At 71.4% G+C, this 19287-nt stretch carries 19 protein-coding genes; 12 read left to right on the forward strand and 7 right to left on the reverse strand.

Annotated elements, in window-relative coordinates; all coding sequences use genetic code 11:
• Positions 1–21 precede the first annotated feature (21 nt).
• The gene (locus tag RCR19_RS03145) at positions 22–891 is read right to left on the reverse strand and encodes a universal stress protein (RefSeq protein ID WP_331263644.1); all 870 of its coding nucleotides are present in this window, start codon (positions 889–891) and stop codon (positions 22–24) included.
• A 131-nt stretch (positions 892–1022) separates the two neighbouring features.
• On the opposite strand from RCR19_RS03145, the gene RCR19_RS03150 reads away from it, so the two are divergent.
• The 5 genes from RCR19_RS03150 to RCR19_RS03170 all read left to right on the forward strand — a co-directional run bounded on the left by RCR19_RS03150 (position 1023) and on the right by RCR19_RS03170 (position 6623).
• Positions 1023–2702, forward strand: coding sequence for an FAD-dependent oxidoreductase (locus RCR19_RS03150; protein ID WP_331263645.1), 1680 nt, complete (start codon positions 1023–1025; stop codon positions 2700–2702).
• Positions 2699–4225: an ATP-binding protein gene (locus RCR19_RS03155; RefSeq protein WP_331263646.1), complete on the forward strand. Its 1527-nt coding sequence runs from the start codon at positions 2699–2701 to the stop codon at positions 4223–4225. The genes RCR19_RS03150 and RCR19_RS03155 overlap by 4 nt, the downstream gene beginning before the upstream one ends.
• Positions 4222–4572: a UBP-type zinc finger domain-containing protein gene (locus RCR19_RS03160; RefSeq protein WP_331263647.1), complete on the forward strand. Its 351-nt coding sequence runs from the start codon at positions 4222–4224 to the stop codon at positions 4570–4572. The genes RCR19_RS03155 and RCR19_RS03160 overlap by 4 nt, the downstream gene beginning before the upstream one ends.
• A gap of 257 nt (positions 4573–4829) precedes the next feature.
• Entirely contained in the window at positions 4830–5789 is a 960-nt protein-coding gene (locus RCR19_RS03165) for a threonine/serine dehydratase (protein ID WP_331263648.1), read from the forward strand.
• A 27-nt stretch (positions 5790–5816) separates the two neighbouring features.
• Entirely contained in the window at positions 5817–6623 is an 807-nt protein-coding gene (locus tag RCR19_RS03170) for a PP2C family protein-serine/threonine phosphatase (RefSeq protein WP_331263649.1), read from the forward strand.
• Here the strand turns inward: RCR19_RS03170 and RCR19_RS03175 are convergent.
• Complete coding sequence (locus RCR19_RS03175; protein ID WP_331263650.1) at positions 6589–8055, reverse strand: serine hydrolase domain-containing protein; 1467 nt, start codon at positions 8053–8055, stop codon at positions 6589–6591. The genes RCR19_RS03170 and RCR19_RS03175 overlap by 35 nt on opposite strands.
• Before the next feature lie 171 nt (positions 8056–8226).
• Between RCR19_RS03175 and RCR19_RS03180 the strand changes: the two genes are divergently transcribed.
• Both RCR19_RS03180 and RCR19_RS03185 read left to right on the forward strand, forming a co-directional pair.
• Positions 8227–9459, forward strand: coding sequence for a 4-hydroxybenzoate 3-monooxygenase (locus tag RCR19_RS03180; protein ID WP_331263651.1), 1233 nt, complete (start codon positions 8227–8229; stop codon positions 9457–9459).
• Between the two features lie 162 nt (positions 9460–9621).
• The gene (locus tag RCR19_RS03185; RefSeq protein ID WP_331263652.1) at positions 9622–11196 is read left to right on the forward strand and encodes a protein kinase; all 1575 of its coding nucleotides are present in this window, start codon (positions 9622–9624) and stop codon (positions 11194–11196) included.
• 118 nt (positions 11197–11314) lie between these two features.
• Here RCR19_RS03185 and RCR19_RS03190 read toward each other — a convergent pair whose 3' ends face one another.
• Both RCR19_RS03190 and tgmA read right to left on the reverse strand, forming a co-directional pair.
• Complete coding sequence (locus RCR19_RS03190) at positions 11315–12271, reverse strand: MvdC/MvdD family ATP grasp protein (protein WP_331263653.1); 957 nt, start codon at positions 12269–12271, stop codon at positions 11315–11317.
• A 13-nt stretch (positions 12272–12284) separates the two neighbouring features.
• Positions 12285–12476: a putative ATP-grasp-modified RiPP gene (gene tgmA / locus RCR19_RS03195; RefSeq protein ID WP_059128068.1), complete on the reverse strand. Its 192-nt coding sequence runs from the start codon at positions 12474–12476 to the stop codon at positions 12285–12287.
• Positions 12477–12726: 250 nt separating this feature from the next.
• On the opposite strand from tgmA, the gene RCR19_RS03200 reads away from it, so the two are divergent.
• Both RCR19_RS03200 and RCR19_RS03205 read left to right on the forward strand, forming a co-directional pair.
• On the forward strand, positions 12727–13014 hold the full coding sequence (locus RCR19_RS03200; RefSeq protein ID WP_059128067.1) for a hypothetical protein: 288 nt from the start codon (positions 12727–12729) through the stop codon (positions 13012–13014).
• Between the two features lie 276 nt (positions 13015–13290).
• Positions 13291–13689: a hypothetical protein gene (locus tag RCR19_RS03205; protein ID WP_331263654.1), complete on the forward strand. Its 399-nt coding sequence runs from the start codon at positions 13291–13293 to the stop codon at positions 13687–13689.
• Between the two features lie 58 nt (positions 13690–13747).
• On the opposite strand, the gene RCR19_RS03210 is transcribed toward RCR19_RS03205, so the two are convergent.
• Positions 13748–14731, reverse strand: a complete 984-nt coding sequence (locus RCR19_RS03210; protein WP_331263655.1) for an aldo/keto reductase — start codon at positions 14729–14731, stop codon at positions 13748–13750.
• Positions 14732–14875: 144 nt separating this feature from the next.
• Between RCR19_RS03210 and RCR19_RS03215 the strand changes: the two genes are divergently transcribed.
• Complete coding sequence (locus tag RCR19_RS03215) at positions 14876–15709, forward strand: hypothetical protein (RefSeq protein ID WP_331263656.1); 834 nt, start codon at positions 14876–14878, stop codon at positions 15707–15709.
• 82 nt (positions 15710–15791) lie between these two features.
• On the opposite strand, the gene RCR19_RS03220 is transcribed toward RCR19_RS03215, so the two are convergent.
• Both RCR19_RS03220 and RCR19_RS03225 read right to left on the reverse strand, forming a co-directional pair.
• Positions 15792–16907: an alpha/beta hydrolase gene (locus RCR19_RS03220; RefSeq protein WP_331263657.1), complete on the reverse strand. Its 1116-nt coding sequence runs from the start codon at positions 16905–16907 to the stop codon at positions 15792–15794.
• A 48-nt stretch (positions 16908–16955) separates the two neighbouring features.
• Entirely contained in the window at positions 16956–17345 is a 390-nt protein-coding gene (locus RCR19_RS03225) for a hypothetical protein (RefSeq protein ID WP_331263658.1), read from the reverse strand.
• Positions 17346–17530: 185 nt separating this feature from the next.
• Between RCR19_RS03225 and RCR19_RS03230 the strand changes: the two genes are divergently transcribed.
• Together RCR19_RS03230 and RCR19_RS03235 are read left to right on the forward strand one after the other, a co-directional pair.
• On the forward strand, positions 17531–18451 hold the full coding sequence (locus tag RCR19_RS03230) for a MurR/RpiR family transcriptional regulator (RefSeq protein ID WP_331263659.1): 921 nt from the start codon (positions 17531–17533) through the stop codon (positions 18449–18451).
• Positions 18452–18829: 378 nt separating this feature from the next.
• On the forward strand, positions 18830–19216 hold the full coding sequence (locus tag RCR19_RS03235) for a hypothetical protein (RefSeq protein ID WP_331263660.1): 387 nt from the start codon (positions 18830–18832) through the stop codon (positions 19214–19216).
• The last annotated feature ends 71 nt before the right edge of the window (positions 19217–19287 follow it).

The following is a 19287-nucleotide window of genomic DNA, read 5'->3' on the forward strand; positions in this document are numbered from 1 at the left end:
CCAGGGCCTCGTCCTGAGGGGTCAGGCCGGCGGGACGACCGCGACCGGGCAGGGCGCGTGGTGGACCAGCGCATGCGCCACCGAGCCGATGCGCGGGCCCACCACGCGGGAGGAGTGCCGCCCCACCACCACGAGCTGCGCACGAGCGGCCCCGGAGAGCAGCACCTGACCCGCGCTGCCCATCTCCACGTGCTCGGTGACCGGCACGTCCGCAAAGCGTTCCCGCCAGGGCCGCAGCGCCTCGTCCAGCGCCTTGCGCTCGTACGGCTCCAGACCGCCGGCCTCGTCGAGCAGCTTCAGCGATGCGGGGCTGTAGGCGAACACGGGCGGCAGGGTCCAGGCCCGCACGACACGGACCGCCGCCCCCCGGGCCGCCGCCGTGGTGAACGCGAACTCCAGCGCGGCGGCGCCGTCGTCCGGCTCCCCGTGCTGGCCGACGACGATCTCGCGGCCCGCCGCCTCGGCCGCCGCCCGGTCGTCGGACCTGACCAGCACCACGGGCCGGGCGGACTCGGCGATCACCTGCCGCCCGACGGAGCCGAGCAGGAAGCCCACGACCGCGCCGTGGCCCCGCGATCCGAGCACCACGAGCTCCGCTGCGGCGGCCTCCTCCACCAGGACCTCGACGGGCGGGCCCTCCAGGGCCTCGGCGGTCACGGTCAGCTCCGGGTGGCGCTCGGTGAGCGTCCGCCGGGTCGCCTCCGCGGTCTCCCGGGCCCAGCGCGCCTGGGCGTCCCGGTCCGCGGCCGGGACGATCTCGTACGGCTCCCAGTGCCAGGCGTGCACGATCCGCAGCGGCAGACCCCGGCGCACCGCCTCACGGCCCGCCCAGGCCGCCGCGGCGACGCTCTCCGGTGATCCGTCCACTCCCACGGTGATGGGGCGGGTCATACGGCTGCCTCCCTGTTCATGATCCGACGTGCACACGCTACCGATCCGGGCGCTCACCTGGTTCCGGAGCGAAACCGGACGATCGAACATACGATGGGCGGGACGCCGATGAGTTCGGGGTGGGAGACTTTATGGCACAGGCTGCCAGCGCAGCTGCACGGACCGTCATCCTGACCGTGGACGACGACCCCGGAGTGTCGCGTGCCGTGGCGCGCGACCTTCGGCGCCGGTACGGCGAGTCCTACCGCATCGTGCGCGCCGAGTCCGGTGAGAGCGCCCTCGATGCCCTGCGGGAGTTGAAGCTGCGGGGCGACCTGGTGGCCGTGATCATGGCCGACTACCGCATGCCCGAGATGAACGGCATCGAATTCCTGGAACAGGCCCTGGACGTCTACCCCGGCGCGCGCCGGGTCCTGCTCACCGCGTACGCGGACACCAGCGCCGCCATCGACGCGATCAACGTCATCGACCTCGACCACTACCTGCTCAAGCCGTGGGACCCGCCGGAGGAGAAGCTCTACCCCGTCCTGGACGATCTGCTGGAGGCGTGGCGGACCTCGGACTACCGGCCGGTACCGAGCACGAAGGTGGTGGGGCACCGCTGGTCGGCGCGGTCGTCGGAGGTACGGGAGTTCCTCGCCCGCAACCAGGTTCCCTACCGCTGGTACTCGGTCGACACCCCCGAGGGCCAACGGCTGCTGGCGGCAGCCGGACACAGCGGGGACCGCCTGCCGCTCGTCGTCACCCCGGACGGCACACCCCTGCTCGAACCGGGTGAACAGGAACTCGCGTCCCACGTCGGGCTGGCCACGACACCCACCGCGGAGTTCTACGACCTGATCGTCATCGGCGGCGGTCCGGCCGGCCTCGGGTCCGCGCTGTACGGGGCGTCGGAGGGTCTGCGGACGCTGCTCGTGGAGCGGTCGGCGACCGGCGGCCAGGCCGGGCAGAGCTCCCGCATCGAGAACTACCTCGGCTTCCCGGACGGAGTGTCCGGCGCGCAACTGACCGACCGGGCCCGCCGTCAGGCGAAGAAGTTCGGCGCCGAGATCCTCACCGCACGCGAGGTGTGCTCTCTGGAGGTCAACGGGTCGGCACGCATCGTGCGGTTCTCGGACGGGCCGGCCATCTCGGCGCACAGCGTGATCCTGGCGACCGGCGTGACCTACCGGCAGCTCAACGCCCCGGGCCTCGAGAAGCTGACGGGGTGCGGTGTCTTCTACGGTTCGGCGCTGACGGAGGCCCCCGCCTGTTCGGGCCAGGACGTCTACATCGTCGGCGGCGCCAACTCCGCGGGGCAGGCGGCGATGTACCTCGCCCGGGGCGCCAAGTCGGTCACCGTGCTCGTCCGGGGCGAGTCGCTGTCCGCGTCCATGTCGCACTATCTGATCCAGCAGATCGCCGAGTCCCCCAATATCTCGGTGCGCACCGGAACCGTGGTGGAGGCGGCGCACGGCACCGACCACCTGGAGCAGTTGACACTGCGCGACGTGGTCACCGGTCACACCGAACTCGTCGACGCGCAGTGGCTGTTCGTGTTCATCGGGGCCGCCCCGCTGACGGAGTGGCTGGAAGGGACCGTGCTGCGGGACGAGCACGGGTTCATCCTGACCGGTCCCGACATGACCTGCGACGGGCAGCCGCCGCCCAGCTGGGAGCTCGAACGGCCCCCGTACCATCTGGAGACCAATGTCCCCGGTGTGTTCGTCGCGGGCGACGCGCGCGCCGAGTCCGCCAAGCGGGTCGCATCGGCGGTCGGCGAGGGGGCCATGGCGGTGATGCTCGTCCACCGGTATCTGGAGCAGTCATGAATCCACAGGACGGGGAGCGGTGCGTGGGCGGCCGGACGATGACGTGCGACAAGGAGGAGCTCAAGACACTCTTCCTGTTCGAGAAGCTCACCGACGACCAGTTGGCACGGCTCTGTCACGAGGGCCGGGTGGAACTGTTCGAACCCGGCGCGGTGTACACCGAGGGCGAACCGGCCACGTGCTTCTTCGTCCTGCTGAGCGGCACGGTGGTGATGTATCGCCGTGTCGGCTCCGACGACGTGGAGATCTCCCGGACGTCACAGCGAGGGGTGTACGCGGGTGCCTTCCAGGCGTACCTGGGCGAGCGGGCCCGGGGGGCGAAGTACAACGGATCGATGCGGGTGACCGAACCCTCGCGGTTCTTCGTCCTGCCCTCCGAGACCTTCTCCTCGGTCATGCGGGACTGGTTCCCGATGGCGGTGCATCTGCTGGAGGGCCTGTTCTTCGGCAACAAGAACACACAGCAGATCATCAACCAGCGGGAACGGCTGCTGGCACTCGGCTCCCTGTCCGCGGGACTCACCCATGAGCTCAACAACCCTGCCGCGGCCGCCGTGAGCGCGACGGCGGCGCTGCGGGAGCGGGTCGCCGGGATGCGGCACAAGCTGGGCATGATCGCCGCCGGGCGGTACGAGCCGGAGGCGCTGCTGACCCTGGTCGACATCCAGGAGCGGACCGCGGAACAGGTCGCCAAGGCGATGCCGGTCAGTCCGCTGGAGGCGTCCGACCGTGAGGACGCGATCGGCGACTGGCTCGAGGACCACGGCATCCAGGGCGGCTGGCAGCTGGCTCCCACGTTCGTCCAGGCCGGTCTCGACACCGACTGGCTCGACCAGGTCGAGGCGGCCGTCGAGGAGGGTGCACTGGAAAGCGCGATCCGGTGGCTCAACTACACGGTCGAGACCGAGCTGCTGATGAACGAGATCGAGGACTCCACGACCCGGGTGTCCACCCTGGTCAATGCCGCCCGTCAGTACTCCCAGCTCGACCGGGCGCCGTACCAGGTCGTCGACGTCCACGAACTTCTCGACAGCACCCTGCTGATGCTCTCCGGAAAGATCGGCCGTCGGATCACGGTGGTCAAGGAGTACGACCGCACCCTGCCGAGCATTCCCGCCTACCCCGGCGAGCTCAACCAGGTGTGGACGAACATCATCGACAACGCGGTCTCGGCCATCGAGGAATCGGGCGGTGACGGCACGCTGACCGTGCGGACCTCGCGCGACCGCGACCGGCTGCTCGTCGAGTTCTGCGACACGGGCCCCGGTGTGCCGTCGGAGATCCGCAACCGTATCTTCGACCCCTTCTTCACCACCAAGCCGGTGGGTCAGGGAACCGGGCTCGGCCTGGACATCTCCTGGCGCATCATCGCCAACAAGCACCACGGCAGCCTGGACGTCCAGTCGGTGCCGGGCGACACACGGTTCCAGGTGCGGCTGCCACTGACCGCCGCGGAGTCCGACGTCGCCGAGCAGAGCGCCGAACCCCAGCCGGCTCCCGAATCGTCACCGGAGGCAAGATGAGCACAGTGAACGGAATCGATCCCGGGGTCCCGCCGAGCGGCAGTGGCTGCGTGGAGTGCAACGAGGCGGGCGGTTGGTGGTTCCATCTGCGGCGGTGCGCTCAGTGCGGGCACATCGGCTGCTGCGACGACTCTCCGGCCAAGCACGCCACTGCCCACTTCCACGCCACCGGGCATCCGGTGATCCGTAGCTTCGAGCCGGACGAAGGCTGGTTCTGGGACTTCACCACGTCCCAGCTGTACGAGTCCGGGCCGGACCTGGCTCCACCCGCCTGCCACCCCGAGGACCAGCCTGTGCCCGGGCCGGAGGGCCGGGTACCGGCCGACTGGGCGGAGACGCTGCGCTAAGGCCTTTCGACTGGATCGGATCGGCTGAGAGAGGCTGCGTCTTTCGGTCGATCCGAGCGGGTCGGGGCAGGCCCGTGGATCGCACACGGCCTGCCCCGGCGGTTCCCGCGCCACGACAGGGTGTTCCCCCCCTTCTCCAGAGAGCCGGCGGGCCCGGAAGTCGCGGTCACCGGATTTCCCGCGCCCGCACATGCGAGGGTGGAGGCGGAACGACAGCCGCATCGTGGCGGATGGAACTGTCATGGGAGGTAGGGGCGTTGATCGGGATCTCGGACATTCACGCGGCCGCGGAGCGCATCGCCGGGCACGTCGTACGCACGCCGACGGTGGAGAGCCCCGGGCTCACCGCGCTGCTCGGCGCCCCTGTGACCGCCAAGCTCGAACTGCTGCAGCGCACCGGTTCCTTCAAGGCGCGGGGCGCGACGGCGCGGCTGCTCACGCTCGGCGAGCGGGAGCGGGCCGCGGGAGTGGTGGCGGTCAGCGGTGGCAACCACGGGATCGCGCTCGCCGTCATGGCAGCCGCCCTGGAGGTGAAGGCGACGGTCGTGATGCCGCGGACCGCGCCCGCACGATCGGTCGAGATCGTGGAGTCGGCGGGGGCCTCGCTGCATCTGACGGACGGGATGGACGAGGCGTTCGCGCTCACCGCGCGGTTGCGGGGCGAAGGACTCACTCTTGTGCACCCGTTCGACGACCCGGAGGTGATCGCCGGACAGGGCACCGTCGGCCTCGAGTTCGCCGAGGACGCCGGCGAACTGACCGACGTCCTGGTGAGTGTCGGGGGCGGCGGGCTCATCACGGGCGTGGCCACGGCGCTGCACGCCCTGCGGCCCGGTATCCGTGTGTGGGGGGTGGAGACGGAGGGTGCGCAGGCCATGTCCCGCGCACTGGCGGCGGGCGGTCCGGTACCGGTCGAGCTGTCCTCGGTCGTGACCACGCTGAGTGCACCCTCGGTCTCCCAGTTGACGTACGACCATGCGTCGACCCTGGTCACCGAGGTCCTGCTGGTGTCGGACCGGGACGCGGTCCGCGGCAGTCTGGAACTGGCCGAGCACGCCGGGGTGTGGGCGGAGCCCGCCGCGGGCTGCCTGCTCCCCGCGGCCCGGCAGGTGCGGGAGCGTGTCGGCGACGGGGCCCGGCTGGGTCTGGTGGTCTGCGGCCGCAACGCGACCGTCGCGGACATCATGGGGTGGGCCGACCGCTTCGGGCTGCGCTGATCGGGGACATGGCAGGATGCCCCCTCGATGGTCGAGAACATGGGGTGTGTCCGCTGCGGCGGAACGGTGGCCCCCGACGGTGTCTGCTGGCACTGCGGCGCGGCGCAGCCCGCATTCCGCGCACATGTGGAGATCACATCGGGCAGGGATGCGGCCGGGGTCAGCGACCGGGGTCTGAAACGGGAGATCAACGCGGACGCCGTGGCGCTCGCGGGCGCCGGTGTGTGGACGGTCGGGGTCGTGTGCGACGGGGTGTCCATGTCTCCACGGCCGGAGCGGGCGGCGCGGGTCGCGACCGAGACCGCCGCATCGGTCCTGGCCGCACGGTTGCGGGAGGACGCGCTGCCGGAGGTGGCGCTCCACGAGGCAGCCGTTCGTGCGGGCCGGGCGGTGACCGCCCTGGCCTCGTCCGAGGAGGACGCACCCGCCTGCACGTTCGTCGCGGGTGTGGCCGGCCCCGAGGGCGTCTGGAGCGCCTGGGTCGGTGACAGCCGGGCCTACTGGCTGCCCGACGAGGGCCCGGGCATGGCGATGACCGAGGACGACATCGGCCGGAACGACGCGCTGACCGCCTGGCTGGGCGCGGACGCGGGACCGGTGACTCCACAGGTCCGGGGCTACCGGCCCCTCGTGGCCGGTCGTCTGCTGCTCTGCACGGACGGACTGTGGCGGTGTCTGCCCGATGCCGCCGGGCTTCGGTCGGCTCTGGCAGGGCACGCTCCGGACGCGTGTACAGACGCCCGCACACTGGTCGGCCACGCCCTTCGGGCGGGCGGCGCGGACAACGTCACCGCCGCCGTCATCCGCGTGGTGCCGAGCCCTCCCGGGAGATGACGGGCGCCCGACAGCGGCGCAGCGGGCCGCCGCGAAGGGGGGTCGTGTGCCAACGGGCCGTGAAGGTGCGGTCGTCCAGTGCGCATTTCACCGTCAGACGGTGCGGCGTCTCCAGGAAGACGACGTCGACTCGCAGGGTGTCCGGGGCGGTCCAGCCACCGCTCACCGCCGTGGGGATCGCGCCCTCGTCGACGGCCCATCCCGAGTCGGGAAGGCGCAGGGCGAGACGCTCCTCGCCTTCCACGAGTGTCACCGTCCAGGCGCCGTATGCGGTGGTGACCTCGACCTCCGTCAGCGTCGGCTGGTCCGCCGAGTGGCCGCCCGAGGGCGTGAAACGGGCGTCCCGCCAGGAGCCCGGGGCGGCCGGCGGCCCGGGGTCGGCGGCCACCGGTGGCAGTGCCAGCCGGTCGAGGCGCTCCTGGAGAACCTTGTCCTCCTCGGCGCGGCCGGCGAGCGGTGCGGAGCCGAGGGCGGGCAGCAGATGACGCCACATCGCGTCGAGGAGTTTCTGCGTCTGCCGGGTCGCCGCGGTCATCGCGATGACGGTGTCGTGCTCGGGCAGGACGATGCAGAACTGACCGTAGGCCCCGTCTCCCCGGTACCCGTGCCGTGACATCCAGAACTGGAAGCCGTACCCCTGCTGCCAGTCCGAGGCGGCGCCCTCGGCCGTCCCGTCGGCGTTGGAGATGTGCGACCGGGACGCCTGCGCCACCCACGAGGACGGCAGCAGCCGCCTCCCCTCCCAGACGCCGTCCCGCAGGTACAGCAGCCCCAGCCGGGCGATCGCGTCCGTGGTGGCGTGCAGTCCGCTGAATCCGAGGTCCCGGCCTCTCGGATGCTGGATCCAGGAGATCTCGCCGATGCCCAGCGGGTCGAGGATCCTCGGGCGCAGGTACTCGGTCAACGACTGGCCGGACAGCCGCTGTACGAGTGCGGCCAGCGTGTAGGTCGTGGGCTGGTTGTACGCGAAGACGGTACCGGGATCGCGGTCCGGGGGGATCAGCAGGAAGCCGCGCACGGGTTCGGCGCGGTCACGCCCGAAGGCCTCGGTGTCGGTCTCGGCGAGGTGCCCGCTGGCCATGGAGGCGATGTGCCGGACCAGCATCGCGCGGCTGCGCGGGTCGGTGATGTCCGCCTGGAATTCCGGGAAGTACGAGATGACGGGTGCGTCGAGATCGAGCAGTCCTTCGGCGACGGCCACTCCGGCCGCAGTCGAGGTGAAGCTCTTGCTGAGGGAGTACAGCAACTGCAGGCGTCCGGCGGTGTACGGCGCCCACCAGCCCGAGGCGACCAGGTGGCCGTGGCGCAGGATCATGAGGCTGTGGGGCTCGATGTCGGAAGCCGTCTCGACCGCATCGAGGAACGCCTGGATCCCGCGGGCGTCCACCCCTTGCTCGGCGGGGGTACTGACGGGCAACGGGCGGGACCTCATGCGGCTGGCCTCCTGGAACGCTGCGGTCGGACGGTCGCGACAGCGGTTCGCTGTACGCGCCATCCTTCCGCCGGGGGCCCGGCCTGTCCACAGCGCGGATCGGTGTCGCGGGGCCTGCCCCAACTCGGCCGCGGCGTGGGATGGTTGACGGTGCACCGCCATAATGATCGGGTGATCGACTCTTCCCCCACACCGTTCCCCCCATCCGGTCGGCACGTCCCCGTCGTCATAGTCGGTGCGGGACCCGCCGGGCTGGCTCTCGCCAACGTCCTGCGGAGCGCCCGTGTCGACTGTGTCGTCCTCGAGGCCGAGAGCAGGCCGTTCATCGAACAACGGCCCCGCGCCGGGTTCATCGAGGAATGGGCGGTCCACGCGCTGGAGCGCCACGGACTGGCCGTTCGCCTGCTGGAACAGGCGCAGACGCACACGGAGTGCGAGTTCCGCATCGGCGGCGAGCGCCACAGGTTCGGCTACACGCAGGTGTCCGGCCACCGCCACTTCGTCTATCCGCAGCCGCTGCTCGTCACCGACCTGGTCCGGGAGTACGCGGACGTCAAGGGCGGCGACATCCGGTTCGGCGTCCGCGACGTGGAGTTGCACGACGTCGACGGTGAGACGCCTTCGGTGTCGTACACGGACCCCGACTCGGGCGAACGCCGCCGGATCACCTGCGATGTGATCGCCGGCTGCGACGGCGCCCGCGGCGTGACCCGGGCCTCGCTGCCGCCCGAGCGCGCGCACACGGCGCGGCTGGACTACGGCGTGGGCTGGCTGGCTCTGCTCGCGGAGGCCCCGCCGTCGTCGGACTGCGTGGTCTTCGGGGTCCATCCCCGCGGTTTCGCCGCGCACATGGCCCGCGGCCCGCAGGTCACGCGCTACTACCTCGAGTGCCCACCGGGCGACGACGCCGCGAACTGGTCGCACGAGCGGGTCTGGTCCGAACTGCGCACGCGGCTGTCCGTGGCGGGTGCCGCACCGCTGACCGAGGGGCGGTTGATCGAGAAACGTGTGCTGGACATGCACAACTACGTGGTGCAGCCCATGACGTACGGAAGGCTGTTCCTTGCGGGCGACGCCGCCCATCTGGTGGCACCCATCGCCGCGAAGGGCATGAACCTGGCCCTGTACGACGCGCTGACGCTCGCCGACGCCCTCGTCGCGTACTTCCACGAGGGCGACACCGGCGGGCTGCGCGGCTACTCCGCCGCCTGTCTGCGCCGGGTGTGGGAATACCAGGAGTTCTCCGAGTGGTTCGCGGAGCTGCTGCACGGGCCGTCCTCGCAGGACCCCTTCCGGGCCGGCAACGCCGGTGCCCGGCTGCGGCGGCTGTTCGACTCCCCTGTCGCGGCGGCCGCGTTCGCCGAGTCGTACATCGGCGCGGGTGGCGGCAGTAACCATAGGTAACCTACTGACGGGTAGTCAAGAGCCGTGTTTTCGCACGTACAAGCGGACGACGGCGCCGCCGGGGAAAATACCGCCGTGGAAATCGCCTTTCTTTGAACACCCACCGTCACGTCCGCCGTACAACCGGGAAACGGAGAGTCCGGTGCGCAGCGAAGGATGACGATGGACCACGGGCAGCTCCACACACAAGAGTTGATCGCCGGGCGGTACCGGGCGCTCGAGGCCGTCCACGAGGAGGAGGGACGGTCCGTCTGGGTCGGTGAGGACGTGGAGTCCGGACGGCCGGTGTCGCTCACGGGGTCGCGCCTGGCACCCGTTCGGTCCGAGGACACCGTGCGGCGCACCGTCGCCCGGATCCTGCACGACTCGGGGGCCATGGAACTGCTGTGTCCCGGCCGGGTGGCCGTGGTGCTCGACGTCGTCGAGGACCACGGCGACCTGTGGACCGTGACCGAGCGGATCGACGGCACACCTCTGGGGGTGATCCTGGCCCGCGGCCCCCTCGACCATGTGTGGGCCGCCAGGATCGGCCTCGGCATCCTCGATGTGCTGGAGGCCGCCCACCGCCGCGGGGCGACCCATGGAGACCTGAGCCCCGGCCAGGTGTTCGTGCGGGAGGGCGGCACCGTCGTGGTGACGGGCTTCGGGCTGATCGGCGCCTCTGTCACCCAGCGGGTCACCGCCCCCGCGTACGCCTCCCCCGAGCAGGCCCGTGGGTCGAGCGCGGGACCGGCGGCGGACCAGTGGGCACTGGGAGCGCTGTTGTACGCGATGGTGGAGGGCCGTGCGCCGGTCAAGGACCGGGGGCCGGTCGAGTCGACGCTGCGCGCGGTCGACCGGCTGCCGTTCCGCCACCCGGTGAACGCCGGTCCGCTCGCTCCCGCCGTCACGGGTCTGCTGCGCCGCGACGCCCTGGAGCGGGTGCCGGAACCGGCCGTGCGCGCCTCGCTCACGCGCGTCCTGAACGAGGAACCGGACGAGCCCACGCACGAGACGCCGCTGCCGCGTCTTCGAAACGCGTGGCCGTTCGTCCGGCGAGCGGGGCGGGCAGGGGGCGGACCGTCGGTGCGCCGCTCGGTGCTGGTGGGCGCCGGTCTTGTGGTCGCGGCCTCCGTGGCCCTCCTCGTAGCGGTGGGCCGACCGGACGGCGGCACCTCGGCGGCCGGTACCGGTCCTTCACGCTCCGGAGCGCCCACGGTGCCTGCCGATCCGACGGGCGGCGGCGCCGATCGGCGGACGCCTCCCCCGTCCTCCGGCGCCACCGGGGATCCGAGCGCGGGCTTCGGCCGCCACGTGGCACCGGAGGGCTTCTCCGTCGACCTGCCGCAGGGATGGGAACGCATCCGTACGGAGAGCGCCGCTGAAGACACCTACCGGGTGACGTTCGGCGCGAGCGGGGATCCGCGCACGCTGACGGTCACCTCCGGCGTGCGCCTCGCCCCGGACCCGGTGGCCGTATGGCAGAGCCTGGAGCCGTCGCTGAAGGGCACGTACGCCGACTACGCACGCCTGGGCGACATCAGGCCCGTCACCTACCGGGGCTACAGGGGCGCGGACATGGAGTGGCTGTCCACGGTGAACGGGGTCCGCTTGCACACTTTCGGCCGCGGCTTCCTCGTCGGCGACGGCCGCGGCTTCTCCCTGCGCTGGACCACCCCCGCCGCCGACGCCCGGAGCACGGTCGACCAGCAGGCGCTGACGGTTTTCCTGCGGACTTTCCGCCCGACGGGGTTGTGAGGCCACGCCGTCCGATCGTCCCGCGGTTCCGCGGCACGGTCCGCGCCCCCGTGCGGACCGGACCACAGAAGACAAGGGGGGCCGGGACGCCGATCACCGATGAGGCCGGACCGGCGGTTCATCCACGGCTCTCCGGGACGCGACGCTCCCCCGTACGCCCGGCGAGCCACAGTGCGACCGCCTCCGCGATCGGCTGGCCCGTCTCCAGTTCGACGAAGCCGAACTGCCCTGCCTGGTTGCACTCGAGGAACCACCACAGTCCGTCCTCGTCCTCCGCGAAGTCGAAGGCGGCATAGGCGAGTCCGGACAACGCCAGGTACTCCTGCACGGACTTCGCGATGCGGTCGGGCACCGCCGTGGTCTCCCATGCGTACCCCGTGTCGCCGTACCGTCCGTCGACCTGTCCGGGTGCCGACCTCTTGCGGGCGCCGAACAGCCTGGGCCCGACACAGGTCAACCTGATGTCGGCACGCTTGGGGACGTAGCGCTGGAGCAGCGCGGGTCCGGCCGCGACGGTGGAGAAATCGGCGCCGGGTCCGATGAGCGTGGTCGGCAGCGCCGATGCGGGGTCGCCGGGCGGCGGTCCCGAGGCCGACTTCACGACCACGTCCCGGTACTCCTCGGCGAACTGCTGGGCCACCCTCGGGGCGGTGGTGAAGGCCGTCGGCGGCACGGCGAAGCCGCTGAGGTGGGCGATCCGCAACTGCCACAGCTTGTAGCGGGCCTGGTCGGCGTTGCGAGGGTGGTTCATCCATCGTGTCGGGGCGGAGTACAGCATGCCGTACAGGGCCTGCCGCGTTTCGGCGGTCAGCCATGACGACGAATCGCTCGCATGCGCAGCCGGCTCGCCCGGCCGGCGCACCCATACCGAACGCAGGCCCCCCATGCTCAGGACGTGTCCGTTGACCGACAGATGGCCGTCGAAGTCGCCATGGGCGTAGTCGGCGGACAGCACCGCCTTGCCGGGGACGTCCGCGGGATCGAGGCGCATCACGGGCACGCTGCGCAGGTGCAGCTCCGCCACCACCATGTCGGCGGTCACGTCCTGCTCCGATGTGAGGATGAGTACCGTCATCCGGGTACCGCCGTCAGTCGTCGAAATGGGTCTGTGAACCGGCGGTGGACGTCGTCGTGCCGGCCGCCAGCAGCAGCTCGCGGTCGCTCACGGCGGGACGGCCGTCGGGCAGCACGTTCAACTGCATCGAGGAGTCGTAGCGGTACGGCGTCACCACAGCGGGAAGCACCCTGGGCCGGGCGTAGTTGAGGGTGAACGGTCGCACGGGAAACCTCCGCGTTTTTCGGCATGCCTGTTCCCAGACCTTTACGTCTTCACGGCGTAAGGAATTCACTTCTTTCCGCCACATCAGGGTGAAGGTCGTCACATTGCCCGGAGACAACCGCACGGCGCGGACTGACGTCCCTACAAGCCGGACACACGCTGTCAGTGCCCTCGGCAACAATGCGAACCGAAGATCATCCGCCACTCCCCGGCCGGACGCCGCCGCCCGTGCCCCGAAAGGCTGACCGCCCATGACGCGCCCTCGGCTCAGTGCCCGTGCCGCCGACGTGCTGCGCCTGATCACGAACCAGCGCGAGCCGGTCTTCCTCACGGTGCACGCCAACGGGCGGCGCCGCTGGGGCCGCTGGCAGTCCGACGGGCGTCCGGTGGCGCTGCCCACGGAGGAGTGCGACGCGCTGCACGCGGCGGGACGGATCGTGCTCGGCGACCCGGTGGTCGACCGGGCCAAGACGACCTACCGGGTGAGGGCAGCCGCACGCGGGACATACCGCACGGCGGCCTCCTTCCTCACGGCATGACGGACGAGGCCGGGGGATGCGCGCCCCGGCGTGGCGTCGGTGCCGCATCAGCGGTCATGCTCACACGGGGCGCCGGCACCGTCCCCTGCGCTGTGACGGTGGCCGCTCCGGGGGGAAGTTGCTCACCGGTCGTCGCCATGATGTGAGCGGCTCCTGGCGACAGCCCCGCACAGTTCCGAGGGGAACCGCACCCGTCCGGGCCGGCAGGGGAATTCGTTCGAGGCACCCAACCGGGTCGTGGCACCATGTGCGGCATGACGACAACTCGAAAGGCCCATGCCGCGTAGACGGCCGGGACACATCCGAGCCGCCCTTCCCCGGCGGCCCCGGAACGGCGACGCAAAGGCGGTCGTCGACGCTCTGTCACAGCGTGCGCTGTCCGAGATCACCCGCCTCGAGCACACCTGGAACCATCTGCAACCAGGAGACGTCACCAGGGCCGTTCGCGCGTGGGGGGCCTACGTCAAGCTCCCGGTGCGCCGGCTGTGGCTCGACCACGAGTCGGGCGATGTGCACTGGTACTGCTGCGAGGATCCCCTGGAAGCCCGCGCTCTCCTGGAGATCGTGCTGCACGCCATGTCACCCCGCAGCGCGCGCGAGCTCCGGGTCGTCGTCGGACGATACGACGCCATGTGGAACACCCGCGCTCCGTCGCTTCCGGCGGACGGCCGATGACGGCCGGCCAAGGGCCGACCGGCCGGGGACACGCCGCCGGCCGGTCTCCCGTACACGCCTACCAGCGGCTCTCGACCTGCTCCTTGATCCGCCGGTCGTAGAGGTCCCGGATCGCGTCCAGGGTGTCCTGCGGGAGTGCGGGAAGCTTGGCGACGGCCGCGTTGGCATGGGCCTGGTCCGCCGAGCGCGCGCCCGGGATCACCGTGGTCACTCCGGGCTGCTGGACGACCCAGGCCAGCGCCAGCTGGGCCGGGGTGAAGCCCTCCGGGGCGAGCGCGGCGAACTCCGCCGCCGCCTCCACACCGGTGGCGAAGTCGACGCCGGAGAACGTCTCGCCCTGGTCGAAGGCCTCGCCGTGCCGGTTGTAGGAACGGTGGTCGTTCGCGGCGAAGACCGTGTCCTTGGTGTACTTGCCGGACAGCAGGCCGGAGGCGAGCGGCACCCGGGCGATGATGCCCACGCCGGCCCGCTGAGCGGCCGGGAGGACCTCCCGCAGCGGCTTCATCCGGAACGGGTTGAGGATGATCTGCACGCTCGCCACGTTCGGCCGGGCGATCGCGGTCAGCGCCTCGTCACAGGTCTCCACGCTCACGCCGTACGCGGCGATGCGGCCCTCCTCGACCAGGGTGTCGAGTGCGTCGTAGACCTCGTCGGAGGAGTACACGGGGGTCGGCGGGCAGTGGAGCTGCACCAGGTCGATGCGGTCGACGCCGAGGTTGCGCCGGGAGCGGTCGTTCCAGGCGCGGAAGTTGTCCAGGACGTAGTTCTCGGGGATCTGGTCCAGGCGGCGGCCCATCTTGGTCGCCACCAGCACATGCAGATCGGGCCTGCCCAGCAGGAAGGCGGCGATGGTCTGCTCGCTGCGCCCGTCGCCGTACACGTCCGCGGTGTCGAAGAAGGTCACGCCGGACTCGGCCGCCGCCTCCAGCACCTCATGGGCGTCCTTGTCGTCGACGTCGCCCCAGTCCGCGCCCAACTGCCATGTACCGAGGCCGATGACCGACGCGTGCTGCCCCGACCTGCCGAATTCTCGCTCTTCCATGCGGCCAGTCTGTCATCCGCACCCGCCGGTTCCGCGAACGCCCCGTCCTGCGCGCCGTGGCTTCGGGCGACCACCGGCCGGGGCGAGCGGGCTGCGGGGCCCGCGGACTAGATTGGTGGCCGCCGACCGAGGAGAAGCCCGCCCATGCCCGCCCGCCCCCGCCTGCTGTACGTGACCGATCTGTCCTACCCGGCCCGCGGCCGGCGTTACTGCGACGAGGACATCGCCCTCACCTCACGGCTGCGCGCGGACTTCGACATCGCCCTGTGCCATCCCCTCGAGGCCGTGGCGCTGATGGACGGCTTCGACGCCGTCGTGGTGCGCAACAGCGGGCCGGTGCTGCACTACCAGCGGGAGTACGACGATTTCCGCGCCCGGGCCACGGCGCGCGGCACGCGTGTCTACAACCCGCTCACCGGCCGGGCGGACATGGCCGGCAAGCAGTACCTGCTCGACCTCACCGGGGCCGGACACCCGGTCATACCCACTGTCGACCGGGTGGAGGACCTTCTACGGCTGCCCGCCAGCGACCTGTACGCGGTCAAGCCCAAGGCGGGGGCGGACTCCATCGGTCTCGAATTCGTGCCGTGGGACCGGCTGCCGGACCTGGCCTGGGGCGACATCCTGGTGCAGCCGCGGATCGACTTCCGCTACGAGGTCTCGTTCTACTACGTGGACGACGCCTTCCAGTACGCCCTCCACGCCCCCGACCCGGAGCGGCGCTGGGTCCTCGAACCCTACGAGCCGACGGAGGCCGACCTCTCCTTCGCCCGGGGTTTCATCGACTGGAACACCCTGGACCACGGCATCCAGCGCGTCGACGCCTGCCGCACCCGGGACGGAGAGCTTCTGCTGGTCGAGTTGGAGGACCTGAACCCGTATCTCTCCCTGGACCGGGTGCCCGAGGCGACCCGCGAGTCCTTCGCCGTGGCGATGACGGCCTCGCTGCAGCGGTTTCTGCGGGTCCGGCCGGTCTGACGTCTCCGGCCCCCGTTCATGCTGAGGTCATGCGCGGGGCCGGGCGGCTCGCCCGGCCCCGGACGGCGCAGCCCCGGACGCGTCAGGTGCTGAGCAGCCTGCGCAGCCAGTTCTCCCGGGCCGCACGTGCCTCGCGGGAGAGGGAGGCCTTCGGGGCGAGGCCGTCGAAACCGTGGAACCCGCCCGGCCACACATGGAGTTCGGCGCGCCCGCCCACCTGCCAGATCCGGGCCGCATAGGCGACGTCCTCGTCCCGGAAGGTCTCCGCGGAACCGACGTCGATGAACGCGGGCGGCAGGCCGGACAGATCGGTCGCGCGGGCCGGTGCGGCATAGGGCGACACATCGGGGCCGCCGCGGGCGTCGCCCAGCAGCGCACCCCAGGCGGTCTCGTTCGCGGTGCGGTCCCAGACGCCGTGCCCCGCCATCTGCCGGGCGGAGCAGGAGTCGTTGCGGTCGTCGAGCATGGGGCACAGCAGCATCTGGCCGAAGACGGCGGGACCGCCCCGGTCCCTGGCGAGCAGGGCCAGTGCCGCGGTGAGTCCGCCACCCGCGCTTCCCCCGGCCACCACGATCCGCGCCGGGTCGACGCCGATTTCCCTCGCGTTCTCGGCCGTCCACACCAGACCGGCGTAGCAGTCCTCGACCGGGGCGGGGTGCGGGTGCTCCGGGGCGAGGCGGTACTCCACGGAGACCACGACGAGGCCCAGTTCCTCGGACAGGTCGAGCATCTCGTCGACGCCCATCCTGTTGTTGCCGGTGATCATGCCCCCGCCGTGCATGTGGTAGACGGCCGGCAGCGGTCCGCGCTCGTGTACCGGCCGGCACACGAGCAGGGAGACGTCCGGCGCCCCGGGCGGTCCCGGCACCGTCCGCTCCTCGATCTCGAAGGCCCCGCCGCGGCCCAGGTCCTCGTCCGTGGGTGGGGGCACGACCAGACCCGCGCGGATCTCCGGGATCGCCTCGGGCGGGAAGCCCGGCGGCAGCCGGTCGGCGATCGGCTCCAGGACGGCCGCCAGCTCGGGGTCGAGAGGCGGCGGGCACGGGGCGTCGCGGTCCGCGGCGTTCCGGGAGGTGGTCGGCTGGGTGGTCAGGGCTGCTCCCTCGGGTCGGGGCCACACACCCGTGCGGCCTGTGCGTCGATGAGTGCCGACAGGGCCCTGGCACCACTGCTCACCGGCGGGCGGCCCGGTACGCATCGTCGCTCCGGCCCCGGCAGCCTTCCTTCTGTCCGCCCTGAGCGAGGTTCAGTCCCCGCCCCGGCTCTCCAGCCGCAGCTCGACGTCGACCTCCTGGTCTCCGGCGACCACGCCCAGCTGGTGGACGACGAACGTCTCGTCCAGGGCGTGGCGCAACCGCTCCACCGCGCGGGGCTCACCCTGCAGTTCGGCCTTGACCGGACCCGACAGGGACGGCGGCGGGACCTGCCGCTCGGGCGTACCCGGGAGGGTCGAGGTGTCGAACGTGCCGGTCCACATGGTGGGCCGGGATCCAGCGGTCTCGTGGGGCGTGTCCTCGGCCCTGCGGTCCGAGGGGAAATGCCGGCACAGTTCGGCGAACAGGCTCCCGGCGTCCGACGCCGAACAGCCGCTGACCACCACTTCGACCTGTGGTGCGTGTGCTACGGGCGAGTTCACGGCCGCTCCTCTCATCAGGTGACCGACGCGGGTACCCACCCCAGATACCCCCATGCACGACGGTACGGCCGAAGCGGCGGGCCCGCCTGTCGGCCGTAGCTGTCGCGATCTGAGCGGTAAGGCCCCTGGTCAGCGCCTTCCGTGAGCTATGTTGAAGGTTCTCGGGACACACAGGAGGAGGTCCGGTGTCATCGCCCCAGCAGGCACGTGCGCAGGCGTCTGCGATCACTGCGGGCAAGACGGCCCCGGAGGCCGGCGCTGCACCGACGTCCCAGCTCAGGGAGTTGTTCGATGGTCCGCGGCTGTCCCCGGGGCACCGCCGGATCGCCCAGTACCTGATCGAGCACATCACCGAGGCCGCCTTCCTGTCGATCACGGACCTGGCCGAGCGGGTGGGCGTCAGCCAGCCCTCCGTGACGCGTTTCGCCACGGCCGTCGGCTTCAGCGGTTACCCCGCGTTGCGGGAGAAACTGCAGGCCATCGCCCTGAGCGCGCTGGGCAGCCCGGGCACCCCCGCCGAGCATCGCGGCAACGAACTGCAGGCAGCCGTGGACGGCGAGATCGAGAACCTCGAGAACCTGCGCCGGGACTTCGCCGACCCGGACGAGGTGATCCGTGTCGGCCGCGCGCTGTCGGAGTCGACGCCGCTGACCGTGCTGGGCCTGAGGATCTCCGGCTCGCTCGCCGAGTACTTCGCGTACGGGGCGCGGCGCATCCACCCGGACGTGCGGCTGGTCACACGCGGCGGCAGCGTGGCCTACGACTCGCTGCTGCAGTCCCGGGAGGCCGGCGGGACCTGGGTGCTGGCCTTCGGGATGCCCCGGCACGCCCAGGAGACTCTGACCGCGGTGCGGGTGGCACGCAGTGCGGGGCTCAAGGTCGCCCTGATCACGGATCTGGGGCTGGGCCCGCTCGCCGACGAGGCCGACGTCGTCTTCGCGACGGGCACCGGTTCTCGTCTGGTCTTCGACTCCTACGCCGCCCCGGGTGTGATGGCCGCGGCCCTTCTGCAGGCGATGACGGACGCCGATCCGGAGCGGACGCAGGCGAGGCTCGAGGAATACGAGCAGATCGCCGAACAGCACCAGTTCTTCCTCAGGGACTGACGCCCCGCCCGTGGAGCGCGGAACACCGGTACGGCCCCGCTGTCCCTCGTTCACCGCCCGGCTCGTCGAAAGGTCCGCGCCACCGTCCCGGAGGCGACTGGCACGCGGGACGTTTCACCACAAACCCCGAATGAATTTTTCCATGTCCTTGCGTATCACGCGGCATATATAAATACTTCTCGCGGATCGCAGCCCGGAGCTCCGGGTCGCGCCGTACGGACACCCGCTGCCGTCCGCTCCTACCCACGGGCGCCGGGGTGTCCGGCCGGGCCCCGCTGCGCGGGTGTCCATGGCGGCGGCTCCGGCCATCTCCTGGCCGGGAGCCGCCCCCGATGTCGCCGCACCGACCCGAGCCGACGTGACCCGGAAGCGAAGACCATGGCCTTGACTACGTACTCGCCGATCAGCTCGGACTGGCCGTGCCAGGTCAAGACGCCCGGCAGCTACGACTGGGAGCGATCGGCCGCCAAGTGGCTGCGCGAGCTCGTGCCCGCGCGCTACGCGGGCTATCCGGCGCTGATCCGCCACCCCGTCCTGCTCGCCCGGCACGCCCGGATCCAGGTGCAGCACGAGATGCGGGTGGCCCGGACGGCGCTGCAGACGGCCCGCGTGGAACTGCCCGCGCTCGGTCTGCCCGAGGCGGTCATCGAACACACCATCAGGCTGTACGCCGCCGAGGTCATGCAGCTCCAGCACATCGCACGCAGCGTGCGGGCGGTGAGCATGGCGCTGCTGGAGAGCAGCACGGCGGGCGCGTGCCGTTGACGGCGAGGGTCCGTCGTTCGGATCAGGCCGGCCGGCAGCGACCGAGCCGTTCGATCGAACCGGCATGATCC

Origin of the sequence: Streptomyces sp. WAC07094 (assembly GCF_036320405.1) — a bacterium.
GTDB classification, from domain to species: Bacteria; Actinomycetota; Actinomycetes; order Streptomycetales; family Streptomycetaceae; genus Streptomyces; species Streptomyces lannensis.

Coding starts and splice junctions, on each gene's coding strand:
- RCR19_RS03145 (WP_331263644.1), bottom strand. CDS start 891: ATGACCCGCCCCATCACCGTGGGAGTGGACGGATCACCGGAGAGCGTC.
- RCR19_RS03150 (WP_331263645.1), top strand. CDS start 1,023: ATGGCACAGGCTGCCAGCGCAGCTGCACGGACCGTCATCCTGACCGTG.
- RCR19_RS03155 (WP_331263646.1), top strand. CDS start 2,699: ATGAATCCACAGGACGGGGAGCGGTGCGTGGGCGGCCGGACGATGACG.
- RCR19_RS03160 (WP_331263647.1), top strand. CDS start 4,222: ATGAGCACAGTGAACGGAATCGATCCCGGGGTCCCGCCGAGCGGCAGT.
- RCR19_RS03170 (WP_331263649.1), top strand. CDS start 5,817: ATGGTCGAGAACATGGGGTGTGTCCGCTGCGGCGGAACGGTGGCCCCC.
- RCR19_RS03175 (WP_331263650.1), bottom strand. CDS start 8,055: ATGAGGTCCCGCCCGTTGCCCGTCAGTACCCCCGCCGAGCAAGGGGTG.
- RCR19_RS03185 (WP_331263652.1), top strand. CDS start 9,622: ATGGACCACGGGCAGCTCCACACACAAGAGTTGATCGCCGGGCGGTAC.
- RCR19_RS03190 (WP_331263653.1), bottom strand. CDS start 12,271: ATGACGGTACTCATCCTCACATCGGAGCAGGACGTGACCGCCGACATG.
- RCR19_RS03200 (WP_059128067.1), top strand. CDS start 12,727: ATGACGCGCCCTCGGCTCAGTGCCCGTGCCGCCGACGTGCTGCGCCTG.
- RCR19_RS03205 (WP_331263654.1), top strand. CDS start 13,291: ATGCCGCGTAGACGGCCGGGACACATCCGAGCCGCCCTTCCCCGGCGG.
- RCR19_RS03210 (WP_331263655.1), bottom strand. CDS start 14,731: ATGGAAGAGCGAGAATTCGGCAGGTCGGGGCAGCACGCGTCGGTCATC.
- RCR19_RS03215 (WP_331263656.1), top strand. CDS start 14,876: ATGCCCGCCCGCCCCCGCCTGCTGTACGTGACCGATCTGTCCTACCCG.
- RCR19_RS03220 (WP_331263657.1), bottom strand. CDS start 16,907: ATGCGTACCGGGCCGCCCGCCGGTGAGCAGTGGTGCCAGGGCCCTGTC.
- RCR19_RS03235 (WP_331263660.1), top strand. CDS start 18,830: ATGGCCTTGACTACGTACTCGCCGATCAGCTCGGACTGGCCGTGCCAG.